15 protein-coding genes are annotated in these 15,218 nt (G+C 61.2%); all 15 read right to left on the bottom strand.

Features of this window, described 5'->3' with window-relative positions; genetic code table 11:
• Positions 1–30: 30 nt before the first annotated feature.
• Complete coding sequence (locus tag C4K39_RS08435) at positions 31–1,728, bottom strand: ATP-binding SpoIIE family protein phosphatase (RefSeq protein WP_217884169.1); 1,698 nt, start codon at positions 1,726–1,728, stop codon at positions 31–33.
• A gap of 14 nt (positions 1,729–1,742) precedes the next feature.
• Positions 1,743–2,048 (bottom strand): STAS domain-containing protein, encoded by a 306-nt coding sequence (locus C4K39_RS08430; protein ID WP_022643029.1) that lies wholly within the window; start codon positions 2,046–2,048, stop codon positions 1,743–1,745.
• Between the two features lie 86 nt (positions 2,049–2,134).
• Entirely contained in the window at positions 2,135–2,584 is a 450-nt protein-coding gene (gene fliJ / locus C4K39_RS08425; protein ID WP_068578557.1) for a flagellar export protein FliJ, read from the bottom strand.
• Between the two features lie 6 nt (positions 2,585–2,590).
• Positions 2,591–3,949, bottom strand: coding sequence for a flagellar protein export ATPase FliI (fliI, locus tag C4K39_RS08420; protein WP_068578559.1), 1,359 nt, complete (start codon positions 3,947–3,949; stop codon positions 2,591–2,593).
• Positions 3,939–4,787, bottom strand: a complete 849-nt coding sequence (gene fliH, locus C4K39_RS08415) for a flagellar assembly protein FliH (protein ID WP_124346122.1) — start codon at positions 4,785–4,787, stop codon at positions 3,939–3,941. Before fliH ends, fliI begins: the two co-directional genes overlap by 11 nt.
• A gap of 9 nt (positions 4,788–4,796) precedes the next feature.
• The gene (fliG, locus tag C4K39_RS08410) at positions 4,797–5,816 is read right to left on the bottom strand and encodes a flagellar motor switch protein FliG (protein ID WP_011059975.1); all 1,020 of its coding nucleotides are present in this window, start codon (positions 5,814–5,816) and stop codon (positions 4,797–4,799) included.
• The gene (gene fliF / locus C4K39_RS08405; protein ID WP_124346121.1) at positions 5,809–7,599 is read right to left on the bottom strand and encodes a flagellar basal-body MS-ring/collar protein FliF; all 1,791 of its coding nucleotides are present in this window, start codon (positions 7,597–7,599) and stop codon (positions 5,809–5,811) included. Before fliF ends, fliG begins: the two co-directional genes overlap by 8 nt.
• Positions 7,600–7,614: 15 nt before the next feature.
• Positions 7,615–7,941: a flagellar hook-basal body complex protein FliE gene (gene fliE / locus C4K39_RS08400; protein WP_068578565.1), complete on the bottom strand. Its 327-nt coding sequence runs from the start codon at positions 7,939–7,941 to the stop codon at positions 7,615–7,617.
• A 129-nt stretch (positions 7,942–8,070) separates the two neighbouring features.
• Positions 8,071–9,474 carry a sigma-54-dependent transcriptional regulator gene (locus C4K39_RS08395; RefSeq protein ID WP_124346120.1) on the bottom strand — a complete coding sequence of 468 codons (1,404 nt, stop codon included), beginning with the start codon at positions 9,472–9,474 and terminating at the stop codon, positions 8,071–8,073.
• Between the two features lie 5 nt (positions 9,475–9,479).
• On the bottom strand, positions 9,480–10,691 hold the full coding sequence (locus C4K39_RS08390) for a sensor histidine kinase (RefSeq protein ID WP_124346119.1): 1,212 nt from the start codon (positions 10,689–10,691) through the stop codon (positions 9,480–9,482).
• A gap of 110 nt (positions 10,692–10,801) precedes the next feature.
• On the bottom strand, positions 10,802–12,277 hold the full coding sequence (locus C4K39_RS08385; protein ID WP_124346118.1) for a sigma-54 dependent transcriptional regulator: 1,476 nt from the start codon (positions 12,275–12,277) through the stop codon (positions 10,802–10,804).
• A gap of 174 nt (positions 12,278–12,451) precedes the next feature.
• Complete coding sequence (locus C4K39_RS08380; RefSeq protein WP_124346117.1) at positions 12,452–12,748, bottom strand: flagellar protein FliT; 297 nt, start codon at positions 12,746–12,748, stop codon at positions 12,452–12,454.
• 11 nt (positions 12,749–12,759) lie between these two features.
• On the bottom strand, positions 12,760–13,155 hold the full coding sequence (fliS, locus tag C4K39_RS08375; protein ID WP_124346116.1) for a flagellar export chaperone FliS: 396 nt from the start codon (positions 13,153–13,155) through the stop codon (positions 12,760–12,762).
• A 128-nt stretch (positions 13,156–13,283) separates the two neighbouring features.
• Positions 13,284–14,747, bottom strand: coding sequence for a flagellar filament capping protein FliD (gene fliD, locus C4K39_RS08370; protein ID WP_124346115.1), 1,464 nt, complete (start codon positions 14,745–14,747; stop codon positions 13,284–13,286).
• Between the two features lie 81 nt (positions 14,748–14,828).
• A complete protein-coding gene (locus tag C4K39_RS08365; protein ID WP_124346114.1) occupies positions 14,829–15,215 on the bottom strand; it encodes a flagellar protein FlaG in 387 nt (128 codons plus the stop codon).
• Positions 15,216–15,218 lie beyond the last annotated feature (3 nt).

Below are 15,218 nucleotides of genomic sequence, written 5' to 3'. Positions count from 1 at the left end.
TTGTTCGCTCCTTGATCAAGAACCAGGAAATTATGCCAGAGCCTCCCAGGAAAACTCCACGCGGACACTGCGACCATCGTCAGCCCATTGTGCCTCGCGGCTCATCTGACGAATCAGGCTGACACCGCGCCCCGACAAGCGCCCGGTATCGTTGGGCCGAGCCATGATCGCCGCCACGTCGAATCCTTCGCCACTGTCCTCGACCCGTATCACCAGGCGCCCTCCCGCCTCCAAGGGCTCGACCTGCAGATGCACGCGGACAAAACCCTCGCGCAACTCCTCCAGGCGGCTGGCCCGCTCGCGATAGTAGCGAGTGAATCCCTGGGCATCGCGCTTGAGTTGCGAGTCCAGCTTGAGCACTCCATGCTCCAGCGCATTGGAGTACAACTCGGCCAACACGCTGTACAACGCCCCGCTCTGGGAACGCAGGCCATGCACCTCCAATAGCAGCTGCAACAGATAAGGCAGCGGATTGAAGCGCTTGAGAGTGGCGGCACGAAACTCGAAGCTCACCGACCAATCCAGCGGGCAGGACAAGCCGCTGTCGGAGTAGACCAGGGCCGGGGGCACCAAGCGGGAGAACTCCGGCAGGCTGACCTCGACCATGCTCACATCGTCCCGGGCCTGGCCGCCAAAGTCTTCCAGTGCCTGCTGGATCTCCCCCAGCAGGCACTCCTCCTGGCGGTTGGCAGCAAACACTTGCTGCAGGCGCTGTGCACCGAACAACTCATCCTCGGCATTGCAGGTATCGATCACACCATCGGAGAGCAGGAACACCCGGTCCCCCGGGGCCATGGGAAAGACCTCGGTGCGGTCCTCGAACACCTCAACCCCCTGCACCCCAAGCGGCAGGTGCCGGGACACCAGGGGCGTTCGCGCGCCACTGGCATGGCTGTACAGATACCCTTCGGGCATGCCGCCGTTCCACACTTCCAGCGCCCGCCGCTGGGAACTCAGGCACAGCAGCGTGGCACAGCAGAACATGTCCACCGGCAGGATGCGCTTGAGCTTGGCATTCATCTCCCGCAGGGTTTCCGGCAACCCGTAGCCCTTGGCAGTCATGCCATAGAACACCTCGGCCAGGGGCATCGCCCCGACGGCAGCCGGCAGGCCATGGCCGGTGAAATCCCCCAGCAGCACATGCATGTCCCCCGCCGGGGTATACGCCGCCAGCAGCAGATCGCCGTTGAACAGTGCGTAGGGCGATTGCAGGTAACGGATGTTCGGTGCATTCAGGCAGCCGGAATGCGCCACCTTGTCGAACACCGCCTTGGCCACCCGCTGCTCGTTGAGCAGGTAGTCATGGTGACGAGTGATCTGGTCACGCTGCTGCAATACGGTTTCCTGCAGACGGCGCAAGCGGTCCATGGCATTGATCTTGGCCGCCAGGATTACCGGGTTATAGGGCTTTGCCAGAAAATCGTCGCCTCCGGCCTCCAGGCAACGAGCCAGCGCCTCGCCCTCGCTCAGGGAGGTCAGGAAGATAATGGGCACCAGGGTCTCGCCCGCCAGCGCCTTGATCCGACGCGCCGCCTCGAATCCGTCCATGACCGGCATCATCGCATCCATCAATACGATCTGCGGGCGCTGGCCCTGGAACAACTCCAGGGCCTCCAGGCCATTGCTCGCGGCCAGTACCCGATGGCCCTGGCGACGAACGATGCTCGACAGCAACAGACGGTCCGCCGCGCCATCCTCGGCAATCAATACGCACAGGGACTCGGTCATCGACCGCACGCCAGTCAACTGATATCGAAAAGCTTGTCGAAATTGGAGATAGCGAGGATCTTGCGGACATCCGAATTGCTATTGATCACCCGGACGTCGGCATTGTCGCCACCGGCGTGATCACGCAGCAGCAGCAACATGCCCAGGGCCGAGCTGTCGAGATAGGTGGCCTCCTTGAGATCCACCACGATGGATTCCGGCGTCTTGTTGAGTCGTTCGTAGGACTCGCGAAATTCCTGGTGACGCCCGAAGTCGAAACGCCCCTTGATCGAAATAGTGAGTTTCTGTCCATCCGGGGATATTTCTGTAACGACCGACATGAGACTGGTTCCTTGTCATTGGCGACGTCTAGAAGGTTTAGCACCCACTGGGCAGCCGAACAACCTGCCAGGAAAAAAACCGCCGCTCAATAAGGCGATTGGCGCGGCAGGCGCTGGGAAAGCTCATCCAGCAGTTTCTGCTCGCGCTTGTCTTCCAGCGCCCGCGCCTCGTCGATATAGCGCTGCACCAGCTTGCGCAACCCTTCCACCCGCGCGTAGGCCTGCTGCCAGGCCTCACGGGCGCGGTCGAGGTTGTTCTGGTGCCAGGCCAGGCTCTGGCGCTGCTGGGCTACAGCGGTGTCCAGCTGACTGAGGAAGTACTGGTAGTTGAGCAGCCAGTGGCCGGAAACCCCCAGCTTGCCGCGCTCGACCCATTGCTCCTGGTAGTCGTTGCGAAACCGCTCCAGGTCACCCAGCTTGCTTTCGGCGACCCGCATCTGGCCATTGAAGTATTCCAGGCGCTGGACCGCAGTGCGCTCGGCTTTCTCCGCCATGTCCACCACCGGCGCCAGGCGCGCCGCACGGCTATCGGCCATGACCGGTTACCCGCTCGCGATCTGGGAGAACAACATTTCCAGATGGGTCTGGCTATGGCCCAGGCTGACGTTGTCGTTCAGTCCCTGGCGCAGATAGGCCACCATCGCCGGATGCAGGGAGATCGCGGTATCGGTGTCGCGATCGCCACCGGCGACGTAGGCCCCGACGCTGATCAGATCGCGAGCCTGCTGGTAACGCGACCACAACTGCTTGAAGTACTGGGCGCGCGCCATGTTCTCGGCACTGATCACCGCCGGCATGACCCGACTGATGGAGGCCTCGATATCGATTGCCGGGTAGTGCCCCTCCTCCGCCAGGCGCCGGGACAGCACGATGTGTCCGTCGAGCACGCCCCGGGCCGAGTCGGCGATCGGATCCTGCTGGTCGTCGCCTTCGGAAAGCACGGTATAGAACGCCGTGATCGAACCACCACCGGCCTCGGCATTGCCCGCGCGCTCCACCAGCTTGGGCAGCTTGGCGAATACCGACGGCGGATAGCCCTTGGTCGCCGGAGGCTCGCCGATCGCCAAGGCGATTTCCCGCTGGGCCTGGGCAAAACGAGTCAGCGAATCCATCAGCAACAGGACATTCTTGCCCTTGTCGCGAAAATACTCAGCGATCCGCGTGCAATACATCGCCGCGCGCAAACGCATCAGCGGTGCGTCGTCCGCCGGCGATGCCACCACCACCGAGCGCTTGAGCCCCTCTTCGCCGAGGATATGCTCGATGAACTCCTTGACCTCGCGTCCCCGCTCACCGATCAGCCCGACCACGATGATGTCGGCCTCGGTGAAGCGGGTCATCATGCCCAGCAGCACACTCTTGCCCACGCCCGTACCGGCGAACAGGCCCAGGCGCTGGCCGCGACCGACTGTCAATAAACCGTTGATGCTGCGGATACCCACATCCAGCGGCTGGCTGATGGGGTCGCGATTGAGCGGGTTGATGGTCGGACCGTCCATCGGCACCCAGTCTTCGGCACGCATGCCGCCCTTGCCGTCCAAGGCCCGACCGGCACCGTCCAGCACTCGCCCGAGCATGCTCATGCCCATGGGCAGGCGCCCGGTATCGCCCAGCGGTACCACGCGAGCACCGGGAGCAATCCCGGCGACACTGCCCACCGGCATCAGGAACACCTTGCTCCCGGAGAAACCCATGACTTCGGCTTCGACCTGGACCGGGTGGTAACTGTCGTCGTTGATCACCAGGCAGCGGGTGCCCATGGCGGCTCGCAGGCCTTCAGCCTCCAGGGTCAGGCCGACCATGCGCAGCAGGCGTCCCTCGAGGACCGGCTGGCTCGGCAACTTGACGGCCTCGGCGTAGCTGCCCAGGCGCTTGCCGAAGCTGGTCCGATCAAGGCGCATGGACAGGGTCCGTGGGCTCAGGCTGCTCGGCATCCTGTTCAGCACCTGGATCGGCAGCTGGCGCCTGCGGCAAGTCCGGCGTACGCGGCCCGAGCTCCAGGCTCAAGTCCGCCGCCGCTGGATGCAGCGATTGTTCGTGCAATTGATCGAAGAGCTGGTCCATGGCCTGGGTAATCCGGGTCTCGACGCTGGCATCGATACGACTGTGCTCGGTCTCGACCCGGCAGCCGCCCGGCAGCAGGGACTCGTCCTCGACGATGCGCCAGTCTTCTTCATGCCGGTCGCGCAGGCTCTTGACCTGTTCGAAGTCCTGCGGATTGACGTACAGCCGCACATTGCCAACGCCCAGGGGCAGCAGCTTGAGGGCCTCGCGCATGACCTGTTCGATCTGGCTGGAGTCCATCGCCAGCTCACGCTGGATAACCTGGCGCGCTACATGCCTGACCAGGTCCACCAGGGTTTTCTCGATCTGGGTGTCTTGCTCGGCGATCGGCTCGAACAGATTGCCCATCAGCAATTCGAGCGCCTGCAACTTGGCATTCAAGGCCACGTCAGCTTCCTGGCGAACCTTGAGCGTGGTGCTGTGGAAGCCCTCGCGTTCACCGGTGGCAAAACCCTCGTTGTAGGCTTCCTGGCGAATGCTCTCGAGTTCCTCCAGGGTCAGTGGCTGGACTTCCTCCAGCGGCACCTCCTCGATTTCTTCCTCGATCTCCTCGGGCTCGGGTTCCGGCTCCGGCTCGGGTTCCGGGTCGAAGCTGGGCAGCGCCCAGACATCGAAACCCTCTACGTCCCGAGCACGGATCAGTCCGCTCTGGGCTTCATCACTGCTGGACGACATAAAGCGACCTTAGATCATTTCTTCGCCGCCCTTCCCACCGAGAACGATCTCTCCGGCTTCGGCCATACGGCGGGCAATGGTGAGGATTTCCTTCTGCGCAGTTTCCACGTCGCTGACGCGCACCGGCCCCTTGGCTTCCAGGTCGTCGCGCAGCAACTCGGCGGCACGCTTGGACATGTTCTTGAAGATCTTTTCCTTGACGCCCTCGTCCGACCCCTTGAGGGCCAGCACCAGCACATCGGAAGACACCTCGCGCAACAGCGCCTGGATCCCGCGGTCGTCGACATCGGCCAGGTTGTTGAAGACGAACATCAAGTCCTCGATCTGGCCGGACAGGTCCTCGTCCACTTCGCGGATCGAGTCCATCAGCTGGCCTTCGATCGAGCTGTCGAGGAAGTTCATGATGTCGGCGGCGCGCTTGATACCGCCCAAGGTGGTACGCGAAGCGTTGGAGTTGCCGGAGAACTGCTTCTCGAGGATCTGGTTCAGCTCTTTCAGCGCCGCAGGTTGCACGGTATTGAGCGAAGAAACCCGCAGGATGATGTCCAGTCGCGCCTTGTGGTCGAAGTTGCCCAGCACCTCGCCAGCCTGGTCCGGATCCAGGTAGGCCACCACGATCGCCTGGATCTGCGGGTGCTCATAGCGGATCACGTCGGCCACGGCCCGCGGCTCCATCCACTTCAGACTGTCCAGGCCACTGGTGTTGCCGCCCAGCAGGATGCGGTCGATCAAGCCGTTGGCCTTGTCCTCGCCCAGGGCCTGGGTGAGCATCTTGCGTACGTAATCGTCAGAGCCCACGCCGAGACTGGTCTGGTCGCCGACGATGTCGACGAACTCGCTCATCACCTGCTCGACCTGCTCACGGTGCACGTTACCCATCTGCGCCATGGCCACACCCACACGCTGGACCTCCTTGGGCCCCATGTGGCGCAACACTTGCGCGGCATCGGTGGAGCCCAGGGACAGCAGCAGGATCGCAGCCTTGTCGACCCGGGTCAGTTTGGCGGTAGCGGCTCGGTTATCACTCATCTGCGTTAATCCACTCTTTCACGACCTGGGCCACTCGACCCGGGTCTTCTGCCACCAGACTCTTGATTGCATTCAACTGAGCGTCATAACCCTCGCTCGGGCTCGGCAGCAGGATGCTTTGCGGACCACCGAGGCTGACACGGTCGTTGGCCAACTCGCCATCCAGGCCGCCCATGCCGCCCAGCTCGACGTCGCTGCCCAGGCCAGCCAGTTGCTTGCCTTTGCCGCCGCCGGTGATGTTGTTGAGCACCGGACGCAGGACACCGAACACCAATACCAGGATGAACAGCACGCCCAGCACTTGCTTGACGATGTCCCAGAACCAGGGCTGCGAGTAGAACGGAATATCGGCGACCACTTCCCCACGATCGGCGGAGAACGGCACGTTGATCACACTGACGCTGTCACCACGGCTGGCATCGAAACCGACCGCGTCCTGAACCAGGCGAGTGAAGCGCGCCAATTCGTCGGCGCTCCATGGCGCACGGGTAGTTTCGCCATTGGCCGGGTTGACCTTGACCTGGTCGTCCACCACCACAGCGACCGAGAGGCGATTCAAGCGGCCCTGCTGTTGCTTGGTGTGACTGATGGAACGGTCGAGTTCGAAGTTCTTGGTGGATTGTTGACGCTTGTCCGACGGATAAGGCGCGAGCATCGGCTGGCCAGTGGCCGGGTCCATGATCTGCTGGCCGTTGGCATCCAGCAACGGCTGCCCTGGCTGCACCATACCGGCAGAAGCGGTGGCGCCACCGGTAGTCTGCGGGGCCGAGGCCGGCGACGGCGGCTGGTTGCTCAGGGCACCAGGAACGCCTTGCGGGCCATTGCTGCTGGAACGCTGCTCGTTGACCGACTGCTCGCTGCGCAAGGCCGGCTGGTCGGGGTTGAACTGTTCAGAGGTGGATTCCACCGCACTGAAGTCGACATCGGCCGAGACTTCAGCCTTGTAGCGATCGTTACCCAGCACCGGCTGCAGGATGTTATGCACCCGCTGGGTCAGCATGCTTTCCATGCGGCGGCTGTAGTCGAACTGCTTGCCGGCCATGGTCAGCGCGGAGTTTTCCGCCTGGTCGGAAAGCAGGTTGCCCTTCTGGTCCACTACGGTGACCTGGGACTTGCTCAACTCGGGAACGCTGGTCGCCACCAAATTGACGATAGCCATGACCTGGCCAGGCTCGAGGGAGCGGCCAGAGTACAGCTCGACCAACACCGAGGCACTGGGCTTGCGTTCGTCGCGCACGAATACCGAGCTCTTCGGAATGGCCAGGTGCACCCGGGCACCCTTGACGTTGTTCAGGCTGGAAATAGTGCGGGCCAGTTCGCCTTCCAGACCACGGCGGTAGCGGGTAGCCTCCATGAACTGGCTGGTGCCCAGCCCTTGTTCTTTATCGAGGATCTCGAAGCCGACATTGCCGTCGCCCGGCGCTACGCCGGCGGCGGCCAGTTTCAGGCGGGCACGAGGCAAGTCATCGGCCTTGACCAGCAGGGCTCCGGAGTTGGGCTCGACGGTGTAGGGAATATCGGCAGAGGCCAGGGTATCCATGACCTGCTTGGCATCCATCCCCGCCAGGCTGCCATACAGCGGCCGGTAATCGGGCTGCTGGGACCACAACACCACGGCAAAGCCGATCGCCACGCTGGCGGCCAGGCCCACCAACAGGCCGACCTGACGCAGCATGGTCATCTGGGACAGGTTTTCCAGGAACGACAAACCGAACAGCGGCGGTTTCCCGTCTACCGGCGGTGTGGCCTTGGCCGGTACGTTATCGGCGACTGCTTCTGCCATGACTCAATCTCGTCCTTAAACCGGCATCTGCATGATGTCTTGATACGCTTGAACCAGCTTGTTACGCACCTGGGTCAAGGCTTGAAAAGACACACTGGCCTTTTGCGAGGAAATCATCACGTCCGTCAGATCGACGCCGCTCTTGCCAATCTCGAAGGCGTTGGCCAACTGATTGGAGGCTTGCTGGGTATCGTTGACCTTGTTCACGGCCTGGCCAAGCAGGTCGGCGAAACTGCTGCCGGCGACCTCTGCTACTGCGGCGGATTTTGGCTGCGACATTGCGTCCATCTGCATGGCCCGCATATCCAACATCAACCGATTAAATTCAATACCTTGGCTCATGGTCTACTCTCTCTGACGACCCGCATTTTTTTGACGCTCACTCCGCGGTTAGTGAGGTGTTAGCAACAAGGGTGCCAGCTCCATGGCCCAACTCGACAAAAGCCCATCCTGGGCTTCGTAAACCTCTCATCAGGTAGCGAACAGATAGGCCTCGACGTCCATTCCGGCGTCACGCATCTGCGCCAATTTGTAACGCAGGGTGCGCGGACTGATGCCCAGGCGCTCCGCCGCCTCCTTACGCCGTCCGCGCTCTGAGCGCAGGGTATCGATGATCATCTGGAACTCCCGCCGCCGCAGATCGTCCCCCAGGCCACCCGACTCCTGGGGTGCCTCAGGCAGCTCCCCCACCACATCGCGGGCCGCCTGGCCAACAGGCGCGAGCGCCGGCAACGGCGCACAGGCAACGGGCCCGGCGAGACAGAAATCCTCGGGGCGAATCAGGCCGCCCTGCTGCAGGATCAGGGCCCGCTGCAATGCGTTGTCCAACTCACGCACATTACCCGGCCAGGGGTAGGCCAACAGACAAGCCTGGGCTTCGACCGAGAGCTTGGCGGCGGCATGCTTCATTTTATTGACGTGCTTGAGCAGCAATCTTTCGGCCAGCGGCAGAATATCGGCAGTGCGCTCGCGCAATGGACGCCAGGCCAGGGGGAAAACCGACAAGCGGTAATAAAGGTCCTCGCGGAAACGCCCGGCCGCCACCTCTCCCGCCAGGTCGCGGTTGGTCGTGGCCACTACGCGGATATCCAGGCTGATGGGCTTGCGCGCGCCGACCCGCTCCACTTCACGCTCCTGCAAGACCCGCAGCAGCTTGGCCTGCAGGCCGAGGGGCATTTCGGAGATCTCGTCGAGCAAGATCGTGCCGCCATCGGCCTGCTCGAACTTGCCCGGCTGGGCTGCGATAGCGCCCGTAAAGGCCCCCTTCTCATGCCCGAACAGAGTGGCCTCGAGCATGTTGTCCGGAATCGCCGCACAGTTGATGGCGATAAAGGGCTGGCTCGCACGGTGCGAATGCTGGTGAATGTAGCGCGCCAGCACCTCCTTGCCAGTACCCGACTCCCCGGAGATCAGCACCGTGGAGTCACTGCGGGCCACCCGGCTCGCCAGCTCCAGCAACTGCATGCTGGCCGGCTCGAAGGCGACCGGACCTTCATCGTCGCTCACTCCCAAGCAGCCCAGGGCATGACGCGCCACCAGATCGAGCAGGGCCTTGGGTTCGAAGGGCTTGACCAGATAATCGGCGGCCCCCTGGCGCATGGCATCCACGGCACGCTCGACTGCGCCGTGGGCCGTCATCAATAGCACCGGCAACTGCGGCTGGCGCGCGCGCAGCAGGCCCAGCAACTGATGGCCATCCATGCCGGGCATGTTGACGTCACTGAGCACCAGGCTGAAAGACTCGCTGGCCACTGCCGTCAATGCCTCTTCGGCACTACCGACCGCCTTGTAGTCATGCCCCGCCAGCAGCAGGGTGTCGGCCAGTGCTTCACGCAGGGCGCGATCGTCTTCAACCAGTAGAACCTTGATTGCCATTACCTTCACTCCACTCCATGGGCACTGGAGAACAGAGGCAGGGTCACCAGTGCGCAAGTACCACGCCCGGGACGCGAGCGCAGTGACAATTCTCCCTGATGAGCCCGCGCCACCGCCTTGACCACTGTCAGGCCAAGCCCTGTTCCGTTGGCCTTGGTGGTGAAAAACGGCTCCCCCAGGCGCTCCAGCACGGCAGCGTCGATACCACTGCCATTGTCACTGATACACAACCGCAAGGTGTCATCACGCCGATACAGGTGGACCTTCAAGCGTGCCGTTGCGGCACTGGCCTGGAGCGCATTCTCGATCAGATTGAGCAAGGCCCCCACCAGGGTGTCGCGATTGCACAACAGCTCGCCTTCGCGGCTATCGCACTGCCAGCGCACCGACGCCTCCTGGACATGAGGCGAGGCCGCTTCCTGCAACGACTGCAATAGGGCACTGGGCGTCAGGCGATCCGTCAACGGCAGCTCGCCACGGGCGAACACCAGCATGTCGCGCACCTGATGCTCGAGCTCATGCAGGCGCTCCTTGAGCCGACCGGCAAAACGCTGCTGGGTGCTCACGGGCAGCTCCTGCTCGGTCAAATGGCTGGCATACAACAAGGCCGCCGACAACGGCGTACGGATCTGGTGCGCCAGGGACGCCACCATTTTTCCCAGGGAGGACAGACGCTCATGGCGAGCCAGCTGATCTTGCAAATGGCGGGTTTCAGTCAGGTCGTTGAGCAGCACCAATTGCCCAGGTTCTGCATCCAGCGAGCGGGTCGAGATGGACAGCCGTCGACCGTCGCGCAGGGAAATCTCATGACCATCGTCTTCGCGCGGAGCGAAACTGCGGGTAATGACGTTGCGCCACAACTCCCCCTCCAGGGGCAAGCCCAGGAGATCACAGGCGGCCGGGTTGGCTTCGCTGACGATGCCATGGCCGTCGATCACGATCACGCCGCCCGGCAACAGGTCGAGGAGGTTCTGCAGGCGATTGGCCAGGCGTTCTTTTTCCGCCAGCTCCTGCATGCGTTGGGCACTGACCACCGCCAACTCGCCCTTGAGCTCGGTGACCCGGGCTTCAAGCATGCTGTAGGAGTCAGTAAGTTGGCTCGATACCTGGTTGAACAGGGCAAAGGCCTGCTCAAGACCCAGCCGGCTTGCCTGCTCTACGGACGACGATTGCCCCTGGGTATCGGGAGCAGGAGACATCTGGGCGGCTTGGGGCATGGGGCTCTCTCGCGTGGCTGACCGTCAGTTAAACGGAACGTTACGAGAGACTTAGCAATACCCGTGCCTAAAAAAAACCGCCCATATTTCAATGACTTGAAAAACAGGCGTCAATCATCCGCCTGTTCATCACCTTCACGACGGCTCATGCCGTACTTGCGCATTTTCTCCACCAGGGTGGTACGCCGGATGCGCAACCGCTCGGCGGCACGCGCCACGATGCCATTGGCATCGTCCAGCGCCTGCTGGATCAACCCCTGCTCCAGGCTACCGAGGTAGTCCTTCAGATCCAGGCCTTCCGGCGGCAGCATGGCGGTGGAAGCAAAGTCCGGGGCATGGCCGTTAATCGCCACCCGCTCTTCCAGGTCACTGCGCAGGCTGTCGACCATCTGCTCGTCTTCATCGTCGACATAGCGGAATTTCTTCGGCAACTCGACCACGCCGATCACCCCATAGGGGTGCATGATCGCCATGCGCTCTACCAGGTTGGCCAGCTCGCGGACGTTGCCCGGCCAACCATGGCGGCACAAGGACATGATGGCGGCGGAATTGAAGCGAATCGAACCGCGCTTCTCGTGCTCCATTCGCGAGATCAGCTCGTTCATCAGCAGTGGAATGTCTTCCACCCGCTCACGCAGCGGGGCCATCTCGATAGGGAACACATTGAGGCGGTAGTACAGGTCCTCACGGAAACTGCCGACCTCGATCATGCTTTCCAGGTTCTTGTGGGTCGCAGCGATGATGCGCACATCCACGCCCTGGGTCTTGTTGCTACCCACGCGCTCGAAGGTACGCTCCTGCAGCACACGCAAGAGCTTGACCTGCATCGGCAACGGCATGTCGCCAATTTCATCGAGGAACAGCGTTCCGCCATTGGCCAGCTCGAAACGCCCGGCACGGCTGGTAATCGCCCCGGTGAATGCGCCTTTTTCATGGCCAAACAGCTCGCTTTCCAGCAACTCGGCAGGAATCGCCCCGCAATTGACCGGCACGAAAGGTGCGTCGCGGCGTTTGGAGTGATAGTGCAAGTTGCGTGCAACCACTTCCTTGCCGGTACCCGACTCGCCAAGGATCAGCACGCTGGCGTCGGTATCCGCCACCTGCTGCATCATCTGCCGGACGTGTTGGATCGCTCGGCTGGTGCCGACCAGGCTACGAAACAGATTGGGTTCGCGATGACGCCCGCGCTCACGCGCCTGGTCGTACATCTCACGATAGACCTGAGCCCGATGCAGCGAGTCGAGCAGCTTGCTGTAGCTAGGCGGCATTTCCAGGGTGGACAGCACCCGACGACGCTGATCTTCGGGAAGATCAACAGAGGAATTTTCACCCATCAGCAGAACCGGAAGGAACTCATCCCAGGTCGAGAGTGTCTTTAACAAGCCCGGAAGTGCGCCAGGAGCATTTACGGTCCCGATGAGGACGCAAATAACTTCACGACTGGACGACAAAGAGTCGACAGCCTGCTGCCAGTCATGGCTACCGCAGGGTAAATTTTCTTCGCCGAGAAAATTTAAAATCACCGCCAGGTCGCGGCGGCGGACGCTATCGTCATCGATCAGCAGAATTTTGGTTTCACGCCACATGCAATAGCAACTTCCCTAGTCAACTCAATGCCCGAAAAAAAGGGGGCAAGCTAGACGCGCTTGAAGGCATTTTCTGCCCTCATAGACGCCTGAAATCTGAAAACAGCCACTAGTTAAGTCAAAAAAGCGTGCACAGTCAAATTTATGGCGCGCAGTGTTCGGTTCAGCTCGACATTAACCGAACAAATGGTAAACCTTTGCTGCGTTCTGTGCTTGGTGGATCTGCGACATCTCGTCGAATATCGCTTGGCGCTCGCCAGTCGCCACTTCCAGCAGTTGCCGATAGACCCCCAGCAACTCCTCCAGATTGTCCTTCAGGGCTGCCTCGTCGACCTCGGCTTCGCTGAGTACGTCCTCCATGCACGAACGGCAGGCCAGGTCCAACTCACCGATGGCTTGCCAATTGCGCTCGGCCAAGGCATCGACCAGGGCCACGCGAGTTTCTTCAATGCGTTGCAGGACTGCACTCATGGTGTTTCTCCTTAAAACTGCGGACCCGGGGCTGCGATCGCATCCCAGCCCTCTTTGACCGTACGCAGCAGGTCGGCGACCTCATCGAGAATCTTCGGGTCGCTCTTGATGTTAGCCTCGGTCAGGCGCTTCATCATGTAGGTGTACAGGCCGTCCAGATCCCCCAGGGTATCCATGGAGTTTTCCAGGTCCAGGCCTTCGCGCAAGCCGCCGATGATGCCGATGGCCTTGTTGATGAACACGCCCTTGTTGGCAACATCCTTGCGCTCTATTGCACCCTTGGCCTGAGCGATACGATCCAGGCCACCTTCCATCAGCATCTGCACCAGGCGATGCGGGCTAGCCTCGGAGGTCTGCGCCTGTCCACCCACCTTTTGGTACTGGCGAAGGGCTAACATCGGATTCATGTGGTACCTCTTCAAAACTCAAGGGTTTGTATAAACAGCGTATCGACGCAACGTCAAAAAACTTTAGGTCAAATGCAAAAGCCCGGAGCGCTGGAAAACGCTGCCGGGCTTTTGGCGCAGACTGTATATCAGGATTTCTTCTGCGCGTTCAATGCCTCGAACATCGAAGTGATGTTGTTGCCGGTAGCCTTCAGCTTGCCGACCAAGGTGTCCATGTCGTTGTACTTCTTGGTCAACACGGCGGTCAGCGTTTCGATCCGACGATCCAGGGCAGCCTGCTGGTCGGTGAGCTTCTTCTTGACCATGTCCAGGTTCTTGGTCCGAGTGGTCAGAATTCCCTCGGTGGTACCGACACCCTGGGTAAACGGCTTGATCGCAGCAGTCATGCGATCCAGCAGGCCCGACCCCGGAACGGCATCGTCACCGGTGAACAGCTTTTGCACCTCGCCGCCCAGCTTCTTGTCGTTCATGGCCGCCGTGAATTTCTTGTCATCGAAATCCAACGCACCGGTCTTCTGGTTGGTCGTGATCCCCAACTGCGCCAGCACGGTCAGCTTGCCGCCCGAGCCTACTTGCGACAACGGCTCACGAATCGCCGCCAGGATAGAGCGCGGCAGCGGGTCACCGGTCAACGGAGCAGGCACGGTCAGCTTGCCATCGTCGTCCAGGGACGGCTTGGTCAGGGTCGAGATGCCGTTGGCCACGGCATTGTAGGCATCGACGAACTTCTGGATGGAAGTCTTGAGCCCCTCGGTGTTGGTCTTCACTTCCACCGTGATTGAAGTATTAGGGGCCGTTGGTGCCACCAGATTCAGCTTGAGCCCCGAGATGGCCTGGGTGACCGTGTTGTACTTACTGGTCAACACCATTCCATCGACCGTGAAATTGGCATCTTTAGCCAGGCTGCCAATAGCACCGGAAGAAGTGGCCGTGACCGGATTATCCTTGTCCGACATCACCTTGGTGCCATCGATCTGCAACTCGGGAATGCCGCTCACGGAGAGGTCGGTACCCACGCCCGTCTTGTCAGAACCGACCACCAGGCGCGAGCCGAACGAGTCGGTCACGATGTTGGCACTGATCCCGGACGACGCCATCTTGGAGTCGGCGTTGATCGCATCACGCACCGATTGCAAAGTGGCATTCGCACCGACGGCCAGAGAGTAACTGGAGGAGCCCTGGGTGATGGTCAGGGTACCCTTCGAAATAGGGCTGGAAACGCCACCCGAAAAAGCCTGACTGGCTACTTTCGATGAAGTAGCAAGGTTTTGCACGGTAACGGTGTACTTGCCGGCAACCGCGTCATTACCCGCCGTGGCATCCACGAACTTGGCATCGCTGGAAGTCGCGGCAAAACCTGTAAAGGCTGGATTGACAGCACTGCCCAGCCCGGCGACCGAGAGGGTGCTTTGAAAGGTCGACAGCAACGATTGCAAGGTTCCGATACCGGAGATGCTCGCGCTGTTGCTCGCGGTTGCACGGTCGATCTGGCCCTGCTTGGCTGCTTTGTCAGCATTGACCAATGCCTTGACGATGGCACCGGTATCGAGACCGGAACCCAGACCGGTACCCGGTAGAATTGGACTTGCCATGTGTATCTCCCTTCAGTGTGCCGCCAGTCTTTTGACCGCCACGGCGTCCAAAAGTACAGAAAACAATATTCGTGCCAGCTATCAGACCTTGGCGCTGAACAGCAGGCTGCTGGCATCGTTCAAACTGTTTGCCAGTCTCAGCACTTCTTCGTTGGGGATCTGGCGAACCACTTCCCCCGAGTCGCTGGCAATCACTTTGACTACAACTTTGCCGGAGGGCTCGTCGATGGAGAACTCCAGGTTACGCTTGACCGATTGGACGAACTTCTCGATTTCCTGCACGGCCATCTTTACTTTTTCCTGCTCGGATTGAGCCTCTTTCCTGTTTTCCTGGGTGTGCACGGCTGGATCAGCCACTGCAGCCACAGCAGGAACACGGTCTTGAGACTTTTCCACAGGGTGGTCAGCGACAGGCGTCGCGGGCTTGGCCACGGGATAAGACAAGTTCAGCTTCACGCTCATATCCATGTC

Source organism: Pseudomonas sessilinigenes (assembly GCF_003850565.1).
GTDB lineage: Bacteria > Pseudomonadota > Gammaproteobacteria > Pseudomonadales > Pseudomonadaceae > Aquipseudomonas > Aquipseudomonas sessilinigenes.
This window is presented reverse-complemented; position numbering and strand designations above follow the sequence as displayed.